This is a genomic window from Pseudomonas sp. TJI-51 (assembly GCF_000190455.2).
Taxonomy (GTDB): domain Bacteria; phylum Pseudomonadota; class Gammaproteobacteria; order Pseudomonadales; family Pseudomonadaceae; genus Aquipseudomonas; species Aquipseudomonas juntendi.
In genome coordinates this window covers 18835-36341 of the sequence record NZ_AEWE02000044.1, presented here as the reverse complement: position 1 = coordinate 36341, position 17507 = coordinate 18835, and the positions used below count along the sequence as shown (strand labels likewise).

The following is a 17507-nucleotide window of genomic DNA, read 5'->3' as shown; positions in this document are numbered from 1 at the left end:
GTTATTGGAGGTACTGCGGGTCAATAGGATTCAGCGCACGCTGCACTTCGGCGGCATGTTCTGCATTAGCTGCGGCTGTCTTAGCCTTGAGGTCTGCGGAGTAGGTGTTCCCAATCCACTTCTCCACCTGCTGGCGGGAGTAGTTCAGGACTTGGTGGTTCGTATCTGTGAGGGGCACGCCCCCGGTCCACATGGTGTAACCGCCCCGGTCGTTGGGCTCCATGCGGATGTTCCCCTTGCCGATGTCTTGGGCATCCGCGACCTTCCCCGGCACCTCATCAATAAAGCGCTCTACCCATTTCCCCCGGTCTTCTCCCTTGGGGACTTGGGGCAGGTCTTTATTCAGGTACAGGGTGTTGTTGATATTCGTGGAGACATTCGGGTCTTGTAGGTACTGCACCGTGGCCTTCACAGCGCTGGCCGCGTCAGGCACCTGGCCGGACTTGAGGAGGAGTTCCGACCTGCGGCGAATGTCCGCCTGGACTGCCGTGAGGTTCGTCTGGTCATTGCCCCATAGTCCCTCAGCCCAGTGGACTGTCCGGGACATAAATCCAGGGTTCACCACGTCATTCACAGCGCTCGCTACGTTGGCCTTCATGGCCCCCATATCGGCTTCGGTGACACCGGAGTTGCCGCCCTGATAGACCAGGGATGCCGCTGAGTTGGCATCGGGGAAGCCGCCCTTCTCCATCAGGAACTGGATGTCGGAGAGCTTCTGGTATGCCCCACCGGCAAGCTGCTGGGCGTATGCCGGGTTCACCGCGTTGATGCGGTTGAAGGTGTCGATAGCGCCCTGGCCCTGCTGGTTAAGCTGGCCTTGCTGCTTCCCGTCCGGTGTCCATCCAAGGGACGCCAGGTTGGTGAGACCCGACTGGAGAATGCTCTTCCATTGGGGGTTATCCACCTTGTTCGTGGAGTAGAACTGCACCTGCTTGTCGAACGGCATCTGCTCCTGCTGCACACGGTTTGCCATGTACTGCTGGGCGTACTGCTCGGTCTCGAAAGCCTTCATCTTGCCTTCGGGGCTCATCACCTGCTGAGGCTGGAGGTACGCCAGGTTGCCTTGGTCGATGGCTACCCGCGTTGATTGCTGGGCGTTCGCCATGGACTGCTGGGCGGTGGACAGAAGCTGGAAGCGGTTGATGTTGTTCTGCCGCTGGTTCAACTGGGACTGGCTATGGTTGATGACAGCGTTCCAGGTGCTGGCCGTGACCCACCGTTCGTTCTTCTGCGCCCAATCGTTGAAGCCCCTCTGGTCCAGCTCACCGGCATCCGCTTGGGTCAGGAACGGGCGAATCTCATCGTCCACACGCTTGCGCTGGTTCTGGTCATCCATGCTCTGCGCGTGGAGGCTCATTTCGGCTGCGGTGGTTCCGCCCAGCGTGGAAGCCACAGTGACACCGGATGACAGCTTCTGCGCCAGGAGCGCATCCACCAGGGACTTGTTCCCGGTCTGCGCAATCTGGACCAGCGTGTTGTTCAAGGTGGTCTTGCGGGCATCATCCCGGAGGAGCGAGGTGGACGACAGCAGGTTGAATCGACTGGCAATGGCCTGGGCGGCTTGGTCCGTGGTGCCATTGAACTGGCCCCCAGTGACATCCCCCACCACGTTCATGAGGTTGTCGCTGGACTGCTGGATGCCCTCCGTGATGGCCTTGGAGTTCATCGTCCGGGCGTTCGTGTCAAACACGTTCATGCGGAACGCTTGGTAGCCCTTATCGAAGCCCGCCACGGCAAACTGGTTCTGCCCCTCAAGCGCTTCATTGCGGCTCTTCGTGAGGTACTCGTCCACCTGCTGGGGATCGGTGAACTGGAGTTCGCCAGTCTGGATTTTCGACATGGTGTCCCGCTCCATGCCTTGCATCAGGTTCTCACCGTAGATGTGCTGGAGCGTGCCCTGGAAGGCTGGGGACTGGGAGGCCAGGATAGAGCCGTCTTTGATCTTCTGGCCCAGCTCACCTACGGTCATGGAGTCCGCTGTGTCTTGAGCCTTCTGCCGCTCCTGCTGATCCTCAGCGGAGCCGAACTGTTGGAGCGCCTGGGGGATCGCTGAGGAGCCAAGCGCCTGGGCCAGTTGGTTGGCCTTCAATCCAGCCGTATCGTCCAGGTGTGCCCGGACTGGCTGGAAGGCGATTGGGTTTACTTGCTCCATGCCCTGGACGCCAGGGTCATAGTTCACTTGTCCACGCATGTGGCCTCCTTATGAGCCATTAGGGGTTACGGTGGTTGAGCCAGAGTTGGCCCGTAGTTGGGTGCTGTAGGCCCCGAGTGCGCTGGAGCCGATGCGACTGGCAGCTTCCAGGTAGTTCGGGGAGTCCACGGAGCGGAGGGAGTTGAGCGCGCTTTGGATGCCGTAGTAGTTGTTCTGTAGCTGGGTGTTGTTGTTCGCTACGGTCGTGCTGTAGTTCTGCTCTACGGATTGGTTGTAGTTGTCACGCTGGGCCGAGAGGTCGGCCAGGAGTGCATCCACAGAGTTGCCCTCTACGCCTGCTTCACTCGCCTGGGCGCGCGCCGTGGACATAGCCGCTCGGGCCTTGAGGTTGTTCTGGTATTCCTGCTGGGACGCAGACTCACGGGCCTGCTCGTTCGCGTAGCCGGTCTGCGCTTGGTTGTCCTGATACGCCTTCAAGTCGTTCTCGGACTGCTGCTCTTCATACGCTGCGGTCGATTTCGCTTGTTGGTTCTGCTGGACCACGGACGCGGTGGTGCCAGCCGCTGCGATGGCCGTTGCGGCCCACGCTGCTGCTACGATGGTACACATGGGAATTGGACCTTCTGGAATTCCTGGAAGGCTTCGCCATCAGGGCCGAAGGGTTCCGGGTCACAGAACTCAAAGCCCAGCCAGCGTAGCCACAGGAGATGAACAGGGTTGCCCGTCCACGCCCGGTTCATGAGTACCGGACGCAGTTCGTGCATTTGGTTGATGTAGTCCCGGCAGTGCGCCAGGAATGTCTTGCGGGCCTTTGAAAGCTCGGAGGAAGCGAGCATCCACGGAGCGCCGACCATCTCAGTCAGCGGGGCCACGCCGAAGATGGCGACCACGCGCCCATGAACCAGGTAGGTCCAGGTGCGCAGCGAATCCATCTGCCCCAGGAGTAATGCGTCCAGGGGGTGCAAGCGGGAGGACTTCCAGATTTCATCCCGGTCCTCCTCCCGCATGTTGGCGGCCAGCTCATGGCAGTGTGCCGGTGTCGTCTCCAGTACCCACGCGACCTCAGACAGCCTGGCTGCGTTTGACAAAGAAGCCCTCCCAGTCAGCGCTCAGGAAGGCCGAAGGCATCGGTGAGCCGTTCTCGATGACGATGGTGGCATCCGTGTTCTGAGTCATGATGGGGAACGTGAACTTGCCGGTGCTCAGCTCTGCCTGTCCTAATGTGGCGCTCGGGGTGCCCAGTACCTTGCCCGAGTAGGTGTAGGTATAGGTGTCCCGATAACGTGGCGTCACCTTCACCTGGAAGTACCCGGTGTTGGCGAAGTTCACGGAAGCCTTACGAAGCTGGAGGCGGCCTTCGGTGTCGCTCTTGGTCCCCCCGCCTGCGCTTTGGGTCTTCACGGTGATGGTGCTTAGCTGGAAGCTGAACACGTACTGCCGACCGACGATTAGGTCCGAGGTGGTGTAATTCCCCTTCACCTTTGCCGTTGACCCATCCCACACGATTTCCGCGACCACGCCAGGCTTGAGGGTCTGCCCGGTGGCGGTCACAGCCATGTATGTCCCATCATCCATGGCCCATGAGTGCGGGATGGTGGTGTATCCATCGGAGTAGCTCAGGGTGTCCTTCGTGACGTACTGCTTGCGGTCCAGGTGAACCAGGTACGGCTCATTTGTCCCCAGGCTGTCCGTCGCTACGGTGAGCTTTTCGAAGTACAGGCCATCGGCACGGTTGATCGCCAGGAACACTTCGGAGTCCAGGAACTCAGCATTCAGGATGGTATCGGTGTCCGGGAAGGTCCATTTGCTCCAGGAGCTTTGCACCTTCGTGTCACCGTCCCAGTAGAACTTGTACACGTAGATCGAATGGCGGTCCCCGGTGGTGAGGACGCACAACATATCCTCAGAACTGGATGAGGCAATCTTGAACACACCCGAAGGGATGTACTGGGGGACGTGCGAGGCCACGTCCGTGGAGTCGTTGGAGACATCGTTCGTGTCCGTGAAGTATTCCCGGATGGCCGTCCAGTTCTCCCGGTCGGAGGCAAAGTAGACGTTCTTCCCCACGGACTGGGGAGTGGTCAGGGCGTTACACACGAACTCCGTGGATGGCTTGATGGAGATGGTTTTGGGCGTGAGGGTGTCCCCGTTGTCGATCAGGAATTGGACCTCATCGGAGAACAGCAGGAGTTGCTTATTGAACGACACCGCGTGCTTGAGGATCGCCACTTTGGTGTACGTGCTGGATACGTCGATAGGGTCGCTGTCCAGAAGCTCCGTCACGGTGGTGCGGTAGAAGTTCCAGTATTTCCCCGACTCCGAGAAAATCACGGCCTCATCGGCAAGGAACCCCAGGCGGTTCCGGTAGAAGACAACATCGTTGATTGTCCGGCCCACAAAAGACGGGTCTTCGTTAGTGTCCGCATCACCGGCCACTCTGTCCGTCCAGGTGGCAGCCTGGAAGGTGAAGGTGCCGTCCGCGTTACGGACCAGCGTGTGCGGCATGGTTGAGCCATCCAGGCCCAGCGCTACACCAGGACCGACACACTCACGCCACACGCCTGTGCTGTCAGTGCCAACATCGTAATAGACGTAGTAGTCGTCCGAAGAATCGCCGGGGTCGCCGGTAATTTCGAACAGGCAGCCACCGGCCTGGGTGCAGTTGGAAGGCAGCGTGGAGAACGACTGGACTACCTTTTTGTACGCCTTCATGGCGTTGTTGTTGAAGCCATCGTAACAGTCGATGGTGAAGTCCGCGGTGCTGGTGATGTACAGGCACGAGCCCGCACGCACGCATGTGAAGCCAGCGCTTTGGATGCCCGCCACCAGCTCAGTGGCGATGTAATCCGTGGAGGCCAGAGCGGTCTTTGTGGCATCGGACCCATCTGGGGTCGCGTATGTAGCCACAGTCACGCCGTTTAAGATGACCCCGTAGGTTCGCCCGTAGTTGCCTTGGATGACACTAATCAATGCCTCGGGCCCACGGGTTCCGCTCACTGCTGCGCGGTTCGCCACAGTGATGGCCTTGTTCACGATGAAGGTGTAGTCCGCCACAGTGATGGCCGTGAAGTCGCTCGCTGGGTCACTTGCTGCCAGGTAGCTGGTTCCGTCCGGGAAAGACACCGTGCGCTCAGAGCCGTCTACGGCAAATACACGGAGCCCTCCGTTGGTGATCGCTACTTGATAGCGTTCGGTGGAGTCACGGTTGATGGTGTGGACGAATGCCGACTCCAGTGGAGAGGCAGTCACTCGGGCCAGGTGGGTGGTCGGGGGGCGCTTCATCAGGCCCTCAGAAACGGTTGAGATGCCGTTCTCTTGGGCGTCCAGTTGGGAGGCCAGGCGGAGGGTGAAGGGCTGCTGGGAAACGCCGTTAACGAAGTTCGGAATAGAGGATGAGATTAGGGACATAGGCTATCGGTCAAGTACCCGCATTACGGAGTAGTTGCCGGTCAGCACGTTGTAGCCCCCGGTCTCCGAATCGTATTTTCGGATGGCGACCAGGGCCCGCGTTTCGTCCTTCTCGGTGAACCCGTTGAGGACATCAGAGCCCACGTTCCGCTGCTGGAAAACACGGGAGGCCCGGATGGTGATGTAGTGCCGCACCGATTGGGGAAGTTCTGCGAAGTCCAGGAGAACGACCATATCCACGGTGATCGAGGAGCCGAACTCATACGTGTGGTTCTGGCGGTCGTAGATGCGCGTCCCTCGGAGTGTGATGTCCAGGGTGGCGCTCTTCCCGCTTGGCGTGACCTCCAGGCAATTGCCGGGAACGGTGATGTACTTCGTGAGGAGAGCCGGAGTCAGCTTGTAGTTGCGCTCAGTGTTGAACTGCCATCCAGGCGATTGCACGTCGATGGTGACTTCGCGGAGGACTGAGCGTGCGATGGCGGCATCCGCTACGGGAAGGCCATCATCCAGGGAGTTGACTGGCGACTCGCCAATGGTATTGAGCATGATGTTTACGGCATCTAGCTCGGTCGTTTGGGCGAGTGTCTTCATTTTCTAGGCACGAAAAAAAAGCCCCACACAAGGAAGTCCTTGAGTGAGGCTAGGTTGGTGGTTAGGCGGTTTTCAGCTCGACAGCGGCTGCTGGGCGGAGGATGCCGTGGCCCATGGCGTACTTGGCGACCATGAGGGTGCCTTGACGGCGGATGTCGTAGTCCGACTCCATCGCCAGGTCCATCAGCTTGACGGTGCCGACTGCGGCCTTGTGCATGACCAGGGCTGCGGTGCTGGTGGCATCTACAGCGTACTTGTCGCTGGTGCCTGCGGTCAGCGCGGTGCCGCCATTCGCAACGGTGGCGATGTTGGAACCGAACGGAGCGTGAACAGCTTTCACCAGGTTGATGCCCGCCACCTGTGGCAGTTCGCCCTTGGCATAGCTGCCTTGGCCGCCCCACAGGGAGTTCATCAGTTTGGTGTTCTGAGCCAGCATGTAGTACGCCGCTGGGGTCAGGTAGGCGTAACGCTCATCAGCCGGGATGAATTTCTCATCTAGCTTCTGCGCGGCTGCGAACAGTGCAGCTACCAGGGCTTCGCCAGTGGTATCGGTCAGCAGCGCGGAGTCAGTAACCGAACCGCCACCAGCTTCGGTCGAAACCGGGGCCGATGCGCGGGCAGCCAGGACGCCCAGTTGCAGGATGTGCTTGTCGTAGGTGTACGACAGGGCGCGGCCCATCTCAGTCGAGTACGGACCACGGACATCGTAGTGGTTCATGGCTTCGTCGATGGAAGCGATGAATGCGTGCGAGATAAGCAGGTCGTCAATGGTGATGACTTGCTCGTTCGCAGGCACGCTCAGGCCAGCAATCTCAGCGCCCGGAGTGTGGTACTGGGCCGAGATTTTGCCCAGGATTGGGAACTGGGCGGACTTGCCGCTGGTAATGGTGCGGACCAGGTGCTTGTCAGCGGTGACGCACGACTCCTGGAAGGCAGTCAGGACTTCGCCCGAGAACACTTTCAGGAACAGCGCTTTGGCATCGCCGGTCAGGTTCGCTTGGCCCAGGCGGGAAACAGTTGCATCAGACATTGAGGGGTGAATCCTTGAGAAAAAGTCGATGGAGCGAGCCGGGGTGAATCCCGTGGCCCGCGTTGCCACCGCGCAGGGGCGCAGTGCGGCTGGACTTTTCTGTTGCTTCTCAAGGTGCTGAGGCGGCCCGTATTAACGGCTACGGGCCAGGCCGGGTGGATCAGTTGTCAGCGACAACGGCACCAGATACAGCGGCAGTGCTGGAAGCGCTGGTGGCGCTAGCCAGGGTCGAAACAGCGGCAGATGCCACTGCCTGGATTGCATCGGCCTTGGTCACGGTGCCGTCAGCGGCAACTTCGGAGACCAGGTTCGCCAGGACTTTTGCCAGGAACGACTCAGCGTCTACGGCTACGGTTTTCAAAAAGCTCATTGGGGTGTTTCCTTTTGTTGGGTTTGGGTTGGGAGTTGAACCAGGCCGGATGGCTGGGTCACGTTTGCGGCCAATGCGTAAGCACGCACGGCCCCATAAATTACGGAGCGTTTCCACAGGGGAACTCCAAGGTCGGTCATGGCCTGGAGCAAGATTCCATCGCACTCTTTTCGGGTGATGCGTATTGGCACACCGGCTAGTTGCACGGTGAGGGTCTCGCACAGGTAGTCATGGACGATTGCCGCCTGGCCGTAGGTGCCCCATGGGGGGATCATTGACCAGAACGGACGGGGTACAGAGGCCCCATCAGTGATGAAGCCAGCGGGGACATCCACATACCGGCCAGTCCCAATGGGACCGATCCAGTAGCGAAAGGACGAAGACGCCCAGTAGTCCACGCCATCCACTTCCTCCATCCACTTGATGGAGAAGTGTTCGTCGGTGAAGCCGCTCATTGTTATTTTTCTTATTGCGGCCAGGCGTCAGAAGACGTTGGAACGGAGGAGCTTGGCCTGGACTTTGGCACGGTATGCCGGGTCACTGCGGTAGCGCTTGTCGCTCATCGCCTCAGTCACCTGGGAGGTGGATTCGAAGACATCGGCTGCGGCTGCTTTGCCGCCACCAATGAGATTTGGTTCGGTGCCAATGGCGGCCCGGTACTGGGCGTTGAGGCCGTTAACGGCCAGCTTCGCTTGTTCCAGGTTGCCATTCACAGCGGTGTTGAAGGCTTCAATTTGGGCCGGTGCCAAGTTGGCCTTGGCCCATGTGACCAGGCTTGCGTACTCATCGACACCGCCAGCTTCCCCCTTGATTGCGGAGATGTGCTGGTCTGCCAGAGCCTGCTGGCCTGCTACGTATTGATCGACCACGCCACGCGGATACCCCGCTTTAGCCAGTCGTTCATAGCTTTCAGAACTCAGTGCGCCAGTTCGGTCGAACTCCTGGGAGAACTCAGCCAGGTCCAAGCCTTTCGACTCAAGGGCCTGGCTCGCCTCATCCGGGGTGGCCGTAGAGGGTTCGGGCTCTACGGGCGCTGCTGGAGTTTCGGCGGCAGGTGCCTTGAGGTCGGCGTAAGCTTTTGCCAACTGATCCCAGGAATCGAAGCCTTCGGGCAGGCCCTCGGGGCGCTCTACGGTTTCAGCAGGGGTCGTGATGTTGTCGCCTACCGGGCCAGCATTGGCCTTGTCGATTGCGGCAATCATTGCCTCATCATGCCCTTCGGGGGCAGACGGGTTCGGGGTTACGATTTCAATGCTTTCCATTAAAGGTCTTCGAGAACGCGGCCATTAGCGAACACTCGGTATCGCTTGGCCTGGGGGTTGATGTTGAATTGAACTTGCTCTGCGCCCTCACCGAAGTATTCGATAAGGGGCTCAGGGACTGCGCCCTCTTCGGGCTCTTTAGGTTTGCGCTTGGCTGCCATCGGGTTGGCCTTTCTCCATCATGCGACCAGCGGCCTGCACTGCCGGGGCTACGCCCGACTGCATTGCCTGCTGCATCTGTTGCTGTTGTTGTTCCTGCTGGACCTCTTGGTCGGTCTTCACCAGGCCGTCTGTGTCGATCCCGAGGGCGGTGGCCCTGCGGGTCATGTAGTTGCCCCAGTTGATCCGGGAGGCGGCATCAGGAATCTGCATGATGGTGGAGATGAACTGGTCCAGTTTGGTCAGGTCATTGCCACGTCCAAGGGCCTCCATACCCGTCACAATGGTGGGGCTAACGGTGCCCTTGGGCAGCTCGGGGAGCTTCTTGCGGCGCTGCATCGAGAACATGATGCGGTTGACTAGCGGAAGCTGGAATTCTTGGCTGAGGATGGAGTAGACACCGCCCAAGGCGGCTTCCAATTCCCCGGCCATGTACCGGATTTCTTCGGCTGTAACTCGCTCACCATTCCGCTGAATCGCGGAGTTCAGCATGAATGCGAACTCAAGGCGCTCAGTGATGGTGTTGATGGTCTCCAGTGCCACACGGAAGTCACCGGACTTTTGAAGCTGGAGGGCCTGGACATCAGATGCCACGCCATCCACAAATTCGCCATTCGGCGCTTCGGCCAGTTCACTGGAGCTAGTGACCCCGTTGGGGTTCACCAGGAACAGGACTTTGGCGGAGGCTGCGGAGCCTTCCACGATGGCCTGGGAGAGACCTTCCAGCGACTTGATGTCGCCCAGGTACTCTTCCACATAGGAGCGGCCATAGTTCTCACCGTCGATCTTGACGAATCGAATCGGGAGCCAGGCGCACTTGTCTTTCGGGTACGTGCCTCGGGAGCCGGGGACAATCTGGCCCTTAACCTCCTGATACACATTCCAGGTCTCACCTTTGAGGGTGATGTGGGTGTAGATCGAGACGTTCTTGTTATGGTCTCGCGGGGTGTCGCCGGAGTCATCGCCAGGTTCGACTAATGACCGGGCCTCTTCTGGCAGTACCGCCAGGGAGACCTCCTCCTTGACCACGATGTCCAGGACGTTACCCATGGGGTCACGCCGGACCACGTAGCGGTCAAGGGGGTAGAACTTCATGCCGCCCTGCTGAGGCAGGTACACAAGGCCGTTGCCGCCAACAATCAAATGCTTGAGCAACTCAAAACCAGTCACGCGGATGGCGGTGGTTTCAATCTCGGTTTGCACCGCTCGCTCAATCTTCGCCAGGCCCGCTTGGACATCGGCGTGCATCTGAGGATTGCTTGTCAGCTTCTCTTCGGTGAACTCGTCGATCTCCAGGCGGAAGAACGGAGAGTTCGGTGGGAGCAAGGCCATGAGTAACTTTGCCCCGAGGTTGTTAACGCCTCGGGCGGCCACCGCTTGCCATGGGGTGTAGAACTTCGTGCCACTTGCGTGACCGGCAGGCGGGATCAGGGTTGGGATACTGTACTTGGAACAGTCCCGTGCCCTCTGTAGGAAGGTCTCGCGGTCTGGTGCGAGCTTGGCATAAAGACTAGCGGCAAGGCCCCGTTCGGGTTCTTGCTCGGTCTTCGCCATGGGGTCTCGTTATAGAGGGATGTTCAGCCCCGAAGAGCTACTCCCGGTGGATGCTTGGGTCAGGTCGATGCGAAGGGACTTGCGCCCGTTCGCTGCGGACTGAGCCTGTTGGGTATCGGTGCTTTCTGCGGTGTTACTTGTCGCAGGCGCGGATTGCACCGTGGGCGCGGCTGGGGCAGGCGTTGGGGCCGCTACAGTCGTCTTAGGTGTGCTTGAGTGCGAACACATTATTGTGATTCCAGAACAGTGGTGTTTTGGATGTCGAAGCGGCTACGCAGGAGTCGGATGACTTCTTGCTGTCCTTGACGGATGTTCACTTCATGGATGGTGATGTGAGGGTCTACAGGCAGGACGTTGGGGAATCGCTTCTCCAGCTCCACCAGCAGCTCACGGGGAACGTTGGGGAATCTTTCCGTTTTCACGGCTCGTTAATCCTACTGTGGTCCCCCGACTATTCGGCGGGACATTGCGGCGATTCTGGCGTTAAACCAGCGGCGTACCGCGTAGCTGCGCACCACGGAAATTGCGGTGTAGACCAGGCCCATGAAGAAGTTGTCCCTTAGCGAGACGTGCATTCCGAACATCGGCAGGACTACCAGGTTCGCCAGGTAGTTGATGCCGAAGCCGATCATGGTATTGATCCCGGCTTCGATCAGGGAGCTTCGGCGGGACTGGCTCATGCCGGGTAGCAATCCCCGTCTTCGCACTCAAGGCTTACGTGCCAGTCGTCATCCTCCAGCTCATCGGCTGCGTTTTCGGCCTCAGCCTTGGAGTTGGCGGTTACGACCACGTTGGCCTCATAGCGGCCCCAGCGGGTTACAAGGTACTCACGCATTGGCGGGCTCCTGGATGATGGTGTGCATGTTGTTCACGCAGGCAGTGCAGATGATTGCGCTGTTGCGGTAAGAGGGTCGGAAGAACGCCAGTGCGCCCTTCGGGATGATGGCATCGCAGGTACGGCAGGAGGCGTTGTCGCGTTCTGCAGGACGGTATCGGGCTCTCAGCATTCGGAATCCTTAACGGTGTGGTGGTACGGGGTTTTGTCCGCGTGCTTGGCTGCCAGGCGGCCTACGTGGACGGTGAGGTTGTCGAAGAAATGGCCGATAGGTGCCCGTGGTGGGCGGTCATCGGTGAGTTTCCCCATGGCCTGGCTATCGACCAGGATGTTCAGGCAGGCCATCGCCATTGCCAGGTGGGGTAGCCCGTTATCCGGGTCGATGTCTTCGCCGTGGAACCACTTGCTCAGGTGCCGCTGGGCTGCATCCACGTAGATCGAGGCGCGGACACCAGCGATGCGCCAGTTCCATTTGCCGTACTTGAGGGCACCGTCCAGGTGGGCCAGGGACTGGAGCGCTACGGCGGTCGATGGGACCAGGGACAGCGGCAGCTTGGTTGCGCCAATGCCATCCTTGGGGTTCGTGTCCTTGAGGACAGGGACTTCTACAGCGGGGATCATCTCGGTACTCATGGGGGTCCATCGGTTGTAGGCAGGGCCACAGCCCTTGCAGACGTTGGGTTCGGTCGATTCCAGGGAAGCGCAGGACGCGCAGTTCATTACGGGGTCCACAGCTTCACCTGTTGATTTTTGAAGTCGTAGTCGGAGGCACGGAGGATTCGGGCCACGCGGGCCTGGACCAGTGCTTCCTCTTCACAGAGGCCGGCCTTATCGAAAGCGGCCACTACGGTTTCCCAGGTGGGGGACTTGTCCAGGAGCCGCTTGGCAGCCACTGGGCCAATGCCGGGGCAGCCGGTATAGCCGTCCGTGGTATCGCCCATGAGGGTCTGGTAGAGGTGCCAGTAGTCGGCCTCCTCTTCTGTCACCTCAAAGAAGGTGTCGGTGTTGAAGTTGTAGTGGTGGCCGGGGACTGTCTTGAAGTCCTTGTCGATGGAGGCGACCACGATTTCCTCACCGAACTTACGGGTCCGGGTCAGGAGAATCCCACACACGTCATCTCCCTCCAGGGTGGGCTTGGTGACAGACGGGAAGGTTTCTTGAGCCCAGGCCGTGAGGTGAGCCCGGAGGAGCGGCTGGACGGTTTTGTTGCGGTTGTGCTTGTAGGTCGGGAGAACGGTCTTCCGCCAGTTCACCTTGTCCGAGAAAACAAGAAGGGCCTCATCGGCCCCCGTTTTGTCGATCAAGTTTTGAACCATCCCGGTGAAGGTGGCTTCGCCATCCTCTTCAAATGCGTGGAGGGTCCAGAGGGCTCGTTCGCCCTCCTCATCGCCTCCCCAGCGGATGGCTTTCTGGTTTACTACTGCTGCTTGGACGGATAGGACATCGGCGTCGATGATAACTCTGCGCACTCGCGAATCTCTGTCAGGTCTTCTTGGAAGATGAAGCCGTATTGGCCGAAGAGCTTCACTAAGTCAGCGCCCAGTTCCGCATCGAGCGGACGTGCTGGGTACTCCAATGCGTGCTTGGTGCCGTTCACGTCGATGGTGATGGTCCAGGGGGTCAACATGGGAGTGCCTCTCTAACTTAGTGAAGTGATGGGGTCACAGGTAATCGTTTTCCCGTAGCAGGTCAAGGCCGGTGCCAGTGACACGCCACTTGCGACCATACTGGCCGTGACCTTCCAGGGTGCTGAGCAAGCCCAGCGATGCCAGCGAGGCTACTGCCTGGGCTTCGAAGCGGGCGAAGTCCGATTGGATCTTGAAGGGGCTCTTGAAGGCTTCGTACAGGACTTCCAGGAGAACAGGGTCTTTCGTCATTTTCTTTACTCGTTAGTGTGTTTCGGCCCAGTTCAGGCCCATTTTTGATTCACCGGCCAGGGGGCACCGGAAGTTGAAGGCTTCGCCTGCTTTCGCCACGCAAGCCTCAGCCGCTTCCCGCACGATGGCCGCGATGGCTTCGTTACGGCAGGCAATCTGTACTTCGTCGTGGACCCAGGCGCAGAAGGCATAGTCGCCATCCCAGCCGTGTTTCAGCCCGCGTGCCTGGAGTTCGTCATCCAGGAACACAAGCCATTGCTTACAGGCCAGCGCACCGGCCCCTTGCAGGAGGTAGTTGAGTGCCGCGTGGGCGGACTTGACGTGAACGTGGCGACCATCCAGGCCGACCAGGTGGCCGCGCTTGGCTGCCTCTTTCACTGCCTTGACCAGCTTTTTCAGGGCTGGGGTTTTGCGCAGGAAGGTTGCTTTCAGCTTCTTGCCAGCGGCCTTGAGCGCCTCTTCGTCCGGGTTGTCTTGCCCGTTGAAGAACACGTCCAGGAGGTGCTGGTAGTCGAGGCCCAGCGCCTTTGCCTTGGCGACCATGCCGTAAACAATGGTCCCGACCTTTTCATCACCGGCTCCGTAGAGGAAGGCGTAAATGAAGGTCTTCGCACCATCGCGGTACAGCTTGTGTAGCGTGTTGTGGTCGTCTCGCTTCTCGCTGGTGATGCCCATGGCCTGGACGTTGGCCCAGTGGATGTCCCCGTTTAGGAGGATGTCCACGTACTTGCCGCCATCGTAGCGAGCCATGAAGTGAGCCAGGCAGCGCAGCTCCAGGCCCGAGGCATCGGCACCGACCAGGAGCCAGCCGTGGGGCACGGTGAACAGTTCGCGGCAGTCGATCCCGTAGGGCGAGCCGGACGCAGGCACCTGGGCCACGTTCGGGTAAGCGTGAGTCGCTCGCCCGGTGGCCGCACCGTTGGGGTTCACGGAGCCGTGGATGCGGCCCTGTTTCTCCACCAGCATCCACGCCTGCTTCCCTTCGGCCAGTTGCGAGATGCGCTTGGCGACCAGGAGGTATTCGGTCAGGAGCTTGCACGGCGGGTAGTTCAGCTTGGACATCACTTCGTCGTCCACCTGGGGCTTGCCGCCCTTGGTGAACTTCTCAGGAACCCAGCCGTAGAGGGCCGTGAGCCGGTCAGCGATGTGGTCCCGAGAGGACGGGTTGAACTCCACAATCTTGACTTTGGTGTACCGGGTGCCCTCGGTGTACTTCTCAAACCATCCCACTTGCGTAAACGCGGGCTGGCCCTTGAGTTTCACGCGGCGCTCAGTGTTGCCACGGGGGTCTTCGATGAAGACTCGCCGGGTTTTCTTGGTGAGGACTTCGCCTGCGGGTGCGTGCCAGAACTTGAAGAACTCTTTCAGCTCGCGTTCCAGGTCGCCCCTACGCTGCGCCAGTTTGGCGTACAGGATGGCTGCCTTCTCACGGTTGAAGTGGAAGCCGTTGCGCTCCTGGGCGGCCATGAGCCAGGCCACTCGGTGTTCCAGGGCCAGTGCCCGTGGGGAGTAGTTCTTGCCGAGGATTCGCTTCCACAGAGCGGAAGTCACCACAACGTCCTGGACGCAGTAGTCGAGCATCTCTTGCGAGAACTCCAGCCACTCCATGCCGTCCACGTAGGCATCGCCCATACGCGCCTTAAACTCGGTTGCGTACTCGCCTTTCATCAGGCGCAGGCGGTAGCCCCAGGCTTCCAGGGAGTGGGAGCCGAAGAGCTTGCCGGGGAGGACTGCTTTTTTGAGGAGGCCGGTGTCGGTGTCCTTGATGTTCGACCAGATGAGTCGGGTGCAAACAAGGGTGTCGATGACCAGGGCGGGGTTCACGATGAAGCCGGGGTACAGCTTCTGGATAACGGGGATGTCGTACTTGATGACGTTGTGGCCGCCGATGAAGCGGCCTTTGGAATGTTGCTCCTGGAGCCATTTGACTCCCATGGCGATCAGGCCAGGCGGGAATTTCTTAACGTCCCCAGTTGCCGTGTCTTCAATGACAAGGCAATGGATGACGGAGACTGCCTCCAGGAACCCATTCGTTTCGAGGTCGAACAGAAGGGGTTCTTGCATTGGTCCCCCAGTCAGCAGGGGGTAGGCGTTTGCCACAGCTCTTGGAAGAGCGTGCAGGTATCGGCCAGGGCATCACACAGGCCACAGTAAAGGCCCTTGATGGCTTCGCCCAGGATCATGATTGGCACCAGGGGCAGCGCGATCATGACTCGGGTGAGCGGGTAGCGGTTGAGCCAGAACGGGCGCAGGTTGGATTCAGTGGACACGGATTTGCTCCAGAGTGGTTTCGTCGTGGATGTACTCGGGGTACTTCTCTTGCAGGCGGGACACGCGCTTGAATGAGCGGCGCTCCTCCAGGTCGCTTTCACAGCGGAGGATTCGGAAAGCCTTGTCCCGGACGCCCTCTTCGAAGGCCGGGGAAACGTGCAGGGAGTAGCCGTCATACGTGGCGCGGGACAGGTTCAGGTCGAACGAATCGGCCAGTTCTTGCGGGGTCATGAAGTCGGCCAGGATCAACTGGACAGGCAGGCCCTGTACGTCCTGGAGGAAGTCCCAGGCACCGTGCATATCCTTGCGGCCATACAGGGCGAGGAACGCGGGTTGCTTCACCTTCACGGTGAGTTCGGAGTCCAGCTCGGTGTGGTCAATGCTGCGCATGAACACGTCGATGTCCTTGATCGGGCGGCCCAGGAGGGCATCCCGGACGGCCCCGCCACCGATGACCGGGTGGGAACCAGGGAACTCCCAGCGCACCAGCTCCAGCGCATCATCGAAGAGCGGCTGGAGGTGGCCCGGAAGCTTCCATTCAGGAGAGGACAAACACGATGACGAAGATGATGAAGAGGTAATAGCTGGCATCACTCATCCCTCCCCCTCACAGAAACGCAATGAGGCCGTGGACGGCCCCGATTGGAGGGAAGGCGATACCGACAATGCCCAGGAGCATTGCGTCACCACACTGGTGGAAGGTCCAGACAGCGTTGTAGACCCAGCCGAAGCACAGGCAGAGAACGACGAAGAGGTAAGTCAGAATCAGGGGCATAGGGTTTCTCTCAGGCACAAAAAAGGGCCCGCTTGGGGCCCGTGTGGTGGTGCGTTGGGATCAGTGCTTGGTTTCAGCGCGGTAGCCTGCTACCAGATACTCCAGAGCGGCGCTGCCGTTTTCTTCGGTGCAGACGTACAGGCGCACACCAGAAACGGTTTCGCGGTGGGTGTACGTGGCACGGCGCATGTGGCGCGATACCGGCTCAGAAGGCAGCACATTGAAGCGCGGGGTCTCCATCACCGGGAATTCGATATGGGGGACGCCCTGGACGAACATGCGGCGTCCATCAACTGGGCCGCCGATCATCAGTGCGGGAAACGTAGAGTTGCGCATGGGGTTCCTTACAGCCGGAATTCGTCCAGCAAAGCGTTCAGGTAATTGCTCAGTTCGTAGCGGTTGGTGAACACGTTGCAGTCACCCTCATTTGCCAAGCCCAGGATGTTGTCTCGGGATCGGACGATGACGCCGTTGTCTACGCGCTCAATGCGCAGGGACAGTTCTTTCAGCCGTGGTGGCCGTGGTGTTGAAGTCGCCATGGCTTACCTGCGGGAGCGGAAGCTGGAAAAGCTGGTGGTGCGGTAGCTGTAGCTGGCTCGCGGGGCCACGTAGGCCGGACGCGGGGCAACATATGCAGGTCGTGGGGCAACATACGCCGGACGCGGGGCCACGGTGGTGGCTCGGGTATTGGTCGTGGTGTTGTTCACGATAGTGGTGTTATGGACCACTGGTGCAGAAGCTGAGGCGCTGCCCAGCATGTGCCCCATCATCATGCCGGTGAGCATGGCGTTGGAGTTGTCCTGGACCACGACAGGGGCCGCGACCACGGGGGCAGCTTGGACAACTGGAGCGACCACGGGGGCCGCAACCACTGGAGCGGGAGCTTCGACCACGGGGGCCTGTACAACGGCTGGGCTGTAGCAGGTGTGGCGCTCACAGGCAGCCAGGGAGAGTACGGCCAGGGCCGCGAAGATCAGCTTGCGCATGGGTCAGTCCAGGAGCTTGGAGATACGGGAATGGATCATCGAAGCGCGATCAGCCAGGGCGTATTGCATATCGGCATGGTCGTGCAGGTCGCAGGCGGTTTGGCGGGCCTGGCGTGCGGCTTCGCTATGGCAGGCTTCGGCCTGGCTCAGCTTTTCCAGGGTGCGTTCCAGGTCAGATACAGCGGACGCGGTGGTCTGCGGGAACACTTTTGCCATCAGGCGTTTCAACATGGTGGT

25 protein-coding genes are annotated in these 17507 nt (G+C 59.9%); all 25 read right to left on the bottom strand.

Features of this window, described 5'->3' with window-relative positions; translation table 11 throughout:
* Position 1 precedes the first annotated feature (1 nt).
* Complete coding sequence (locus tag G1E_RS10050) at positions 2-2191, bottom strand: hypothetical protein (protein WP_009682608.1); 2190 nt, start codon at positions 2189-2191, stop codon at positions 2-4.
* Positions 2192-2200: 9 nt separating this feature from the next.
* Entirely contained in the window at positions 2201-2761 is a 561-nt protein-coding gene (locus G1E_RS10045) for a hypothetical protein (RefSeq protein WP_009682609.1), read from the bottom strand.
* A complete protein-coding gene (locus G1E_RS10040; protein ID WP_127644136.1) occupies positions 2746-3240 on the bottom strand; it encodes a hypothetical protein in 495 nt (164 codons plus the stop codon). Before G1E_RS10040 ends, G1E_RS10045 begins: the two co-directional genes overlap by 16 nt.
* Positions 3215-5560: a tail protein gene (locus G1E_RS10035; RefSeq protein WP_009682611.1), complete on the bottom strand. Its 2346-nt coding sequence runs from the start codon at positions 5558-5560 to the stop codon at positions 3215-3217. Before G1E_RS10035 ends, G1E_RS10040 begins: the two co-directional genes overlap by 26 nt.
* 3 nt (positions 5561-5563) lie before the next feature.
* Positions 5564-6151, bottom strand: a complete 588-nt coding sequence (locus G1E_RS10030) for a tail protein (RefSeq protein WP_009682612.1) — start codon at positions 6149-6151, stop codon at positions 5564-5566.
* 61 nt (positions 6152-6212) lie between these two features.
* The gene (locus G1E_RS10025) at positions 6213-7181 is read right to left on the bottom strand and encodes a phage capsid protein (RefSeq protein ID WP_009682613.1); all 969 of its coding nucleotides are present in this window, start codon (positions 7179-7181) and stop codon (positions 6213-6215) included.
* Between the two features lie 160 nt (positions 7182-7341).
* The gene (locus G1E_RS10020) at positions 7342-7551 is read right to left on the bottom strand and encodes a hypothetical protein (RefSeq protein WP_009682614.1); all 210 of its coding nucleotides are present in this window, start codon (positions 7549-7551) and stop codon (positions 7342-7344) included.
* A complete protein-coding gene (locus G1E_RS10015; protein WP_009682615.1) occupies positions 7548-8006 on the bottom strand; it encodes a DUF1353 domain-containing protein in 459 nt (152 codons plus the stop codon). The genes G1E_RS10020 and G1E_RS10015 overlap by 4 nt, the downstream gene beginning before the upstream one ends.
* Before the next feature lie 27 nt (positions 8007-8033).
* Positions 8034-8813: a phage capsid assembly protein gene (locus G1E_RS10010; protein ID WP_009682616.1), complete on the bottom strand. Its 780-nt coding sequence runs from the start codon at positions 8811-8813 to the stop codon at positions 8034-8036.
* 138 nt (positions 8814-8951) lie between these two features.
* On the bottom strand, positions 8952-10526 hold the full coding sequence (locus G1E_RS10005) for a portal protein (protein ID WP_010953251.1): 1575 nt from the start codon (positions 10524-10526) through the stop codon (positions 8952-8954).
* 227 nt (positions 10527-10753) lie between these two features.
* Positions 10754-10948: a hypothetical protein gene (locus G1E_RS10000; RefSeq protein ID WP_009682619.1), complete on the bottom strand. Its 195-nt coding sequence runs from the start codon at positions 10946-10948 to the stop codon at positions 10754-10756.
* Between the two features lie 12 nt (positions 10949-10960).
* Complete coding sequence (locus G1E_RS09995; RefSeq protein WP_009682620.1) at positions 10961-11206, bottom strand: hypothetical protein; 246 nt, start codon at positions 11204-11206, stop codon at positions 10961-10963.
* Entirely contained in the window at positions 11203-11361 is a 159-nt protein-coding gene (locus tag G1E_RS28290) for a hypothetical protein (RefSeq protein WP_009682621.1), read from the bottom strand. The genes G1E_RS09995 and G1E_RS28290 overlap by 4 nt, the downstream gene beginning before the upstream one ends.
* Entirely contained in the window at positions 11354-11533 is a 180-nt protein-coding gene (locus G1E_RS09990) for a hypothetical protein (protein WP_009682622.1), read from the bottom strand. Before G1E_RS09990 ends, G1E_RS28290 begins: the two co-directional genes overlap by 8 nt.
* Positions 11527-11994, bottom strand: a complete 468-nt coding sequence (locus G1E_RS09985; RefSeq protein WP_127644134.1) for a dATP/dGTP diphosphohydrolase domain-containing protein — start codon at positions 11992-11994, stop codon at positions 11527-11529. The genes G1E_RS09990 and G1E_RS09985 overlap by 7 nt, the downstream gene beginning before the upstream one ends.
* An 86-nt stretch (positions 11995-12080) precedes the next feature.
* Positions 12081-12830: a hypothetical protein gene (locus tag G1E_RS09980; protein ID WP_177329609.1), complete on the bottom strand. Its 750-nt coding sequence runs from the start codon at positions 12828-12830 to the stop codon at positions 12081-12083.
* Complete coding sequence (locus G1E_RS09975) at positions 12779-12988, bottom strand: hypothetical protein (RefSeq protein ID WP_009682625.1); 210 nt, start codon at positions 12986-12988, stop codon at positions 12779-12781. The genes G1E_RS09980 and G1E_RS09975 overlap by 52 nt, the downstream gene beginning before the upstream one ends.
* A gap of 34 nt (positions 12989-13022) precedes the next feature.
* The gene (locus tag G1E_RS09970; RefSeq protein ID WP_009682626.1) at positions 13023-13238 is read right to left on the bottom strand and encodes a hypothetical protein; all 216 of its coding nucleotides are present in this window, start codon (positions 13236-13238) and stop codon (positions 13023-13025) included.
* Between the two features lie 12 nt (positions 13239-13250).
* Entirely contained in the window at positions 13251-15338 is a 2088-nt protein-coding gene (locus tag G1E_RS09965) for a DNA polymerase (RefSeq protein ID WP_127644132.1), read from the bottom strand.
* Positions 15314-15508 carry a hypothetical protein gene (locus G1E_RS09960; RefSeq protein WP_009682628.1) on the bottom strand — a complete coding sequence of 65 codons (195 nt, stop codon included), beginning with the start codon at positions 15506-15508 and terminating at the stop codon, positions 15314-15316. Before G1E_RS09960 ends, G1E_RS09965 begins: the two co-directional genes overlap by 25 nt.
* Entirely contained in the window at positions 15498-16061 is a 564-nt protein-coding gene (locus tag G1E_RS09955) for a hypothetical protein (protein ID WP_009682629.1), read from the bottom strand. Before G1E_RS09955 ends, G1E_RS09960 begins: the two co-directional genes overlap by 11 nt.
* A 283-nt stretch (positions 16062-16344) precedes the next feature.
* The gene (locus tag G1E_RS09950; RefSeq protein ID WP_009682631.1) at positions 16345-16620 is read right to left on the bottom strand and encodes a hypothetical protein; all 276 of its coding nucleotides are present in this window, start codon (positions 16618-16620) and stop codon (positions 16345-16347) included.
* A gap of 8 nt (positions 16621-16628) precedes the next feature.
* Positions 16629-16823: a hypothetical protein gene (locus tag G1E_RS09945; protein WP_009682632.1), complete on the bottom strand. Its 195-nt coding sequence runs from the start codon at positions 16821-16823 to the stop codon at positions 16629-16631.
* Positions 16824-16826: 3 nt separating this feature from the next.
* A complete protein-coding gene (locus G1E_RS28665) occupies positions 16827-17270 on the bottom strand; it encodes a hypothetical protein (RefSeq protein ID WP_009682633.1) in 444 nt (147 codons plus the stop codon).
* 3 nt (positions 17271-17273) lie between these two features.
* Positions 17274-17501 (bottom strand): hypothetical protein, encoded by a 228-nt coding sequence (locus tag G1E_RS09935; protein ID WP_009682634.1) that lies wholly within the window; start codon positions 17499-17501, stop codon positions 17274-17276.
* Positions 17502-17507: the final 6 nt, after the last annotated feature.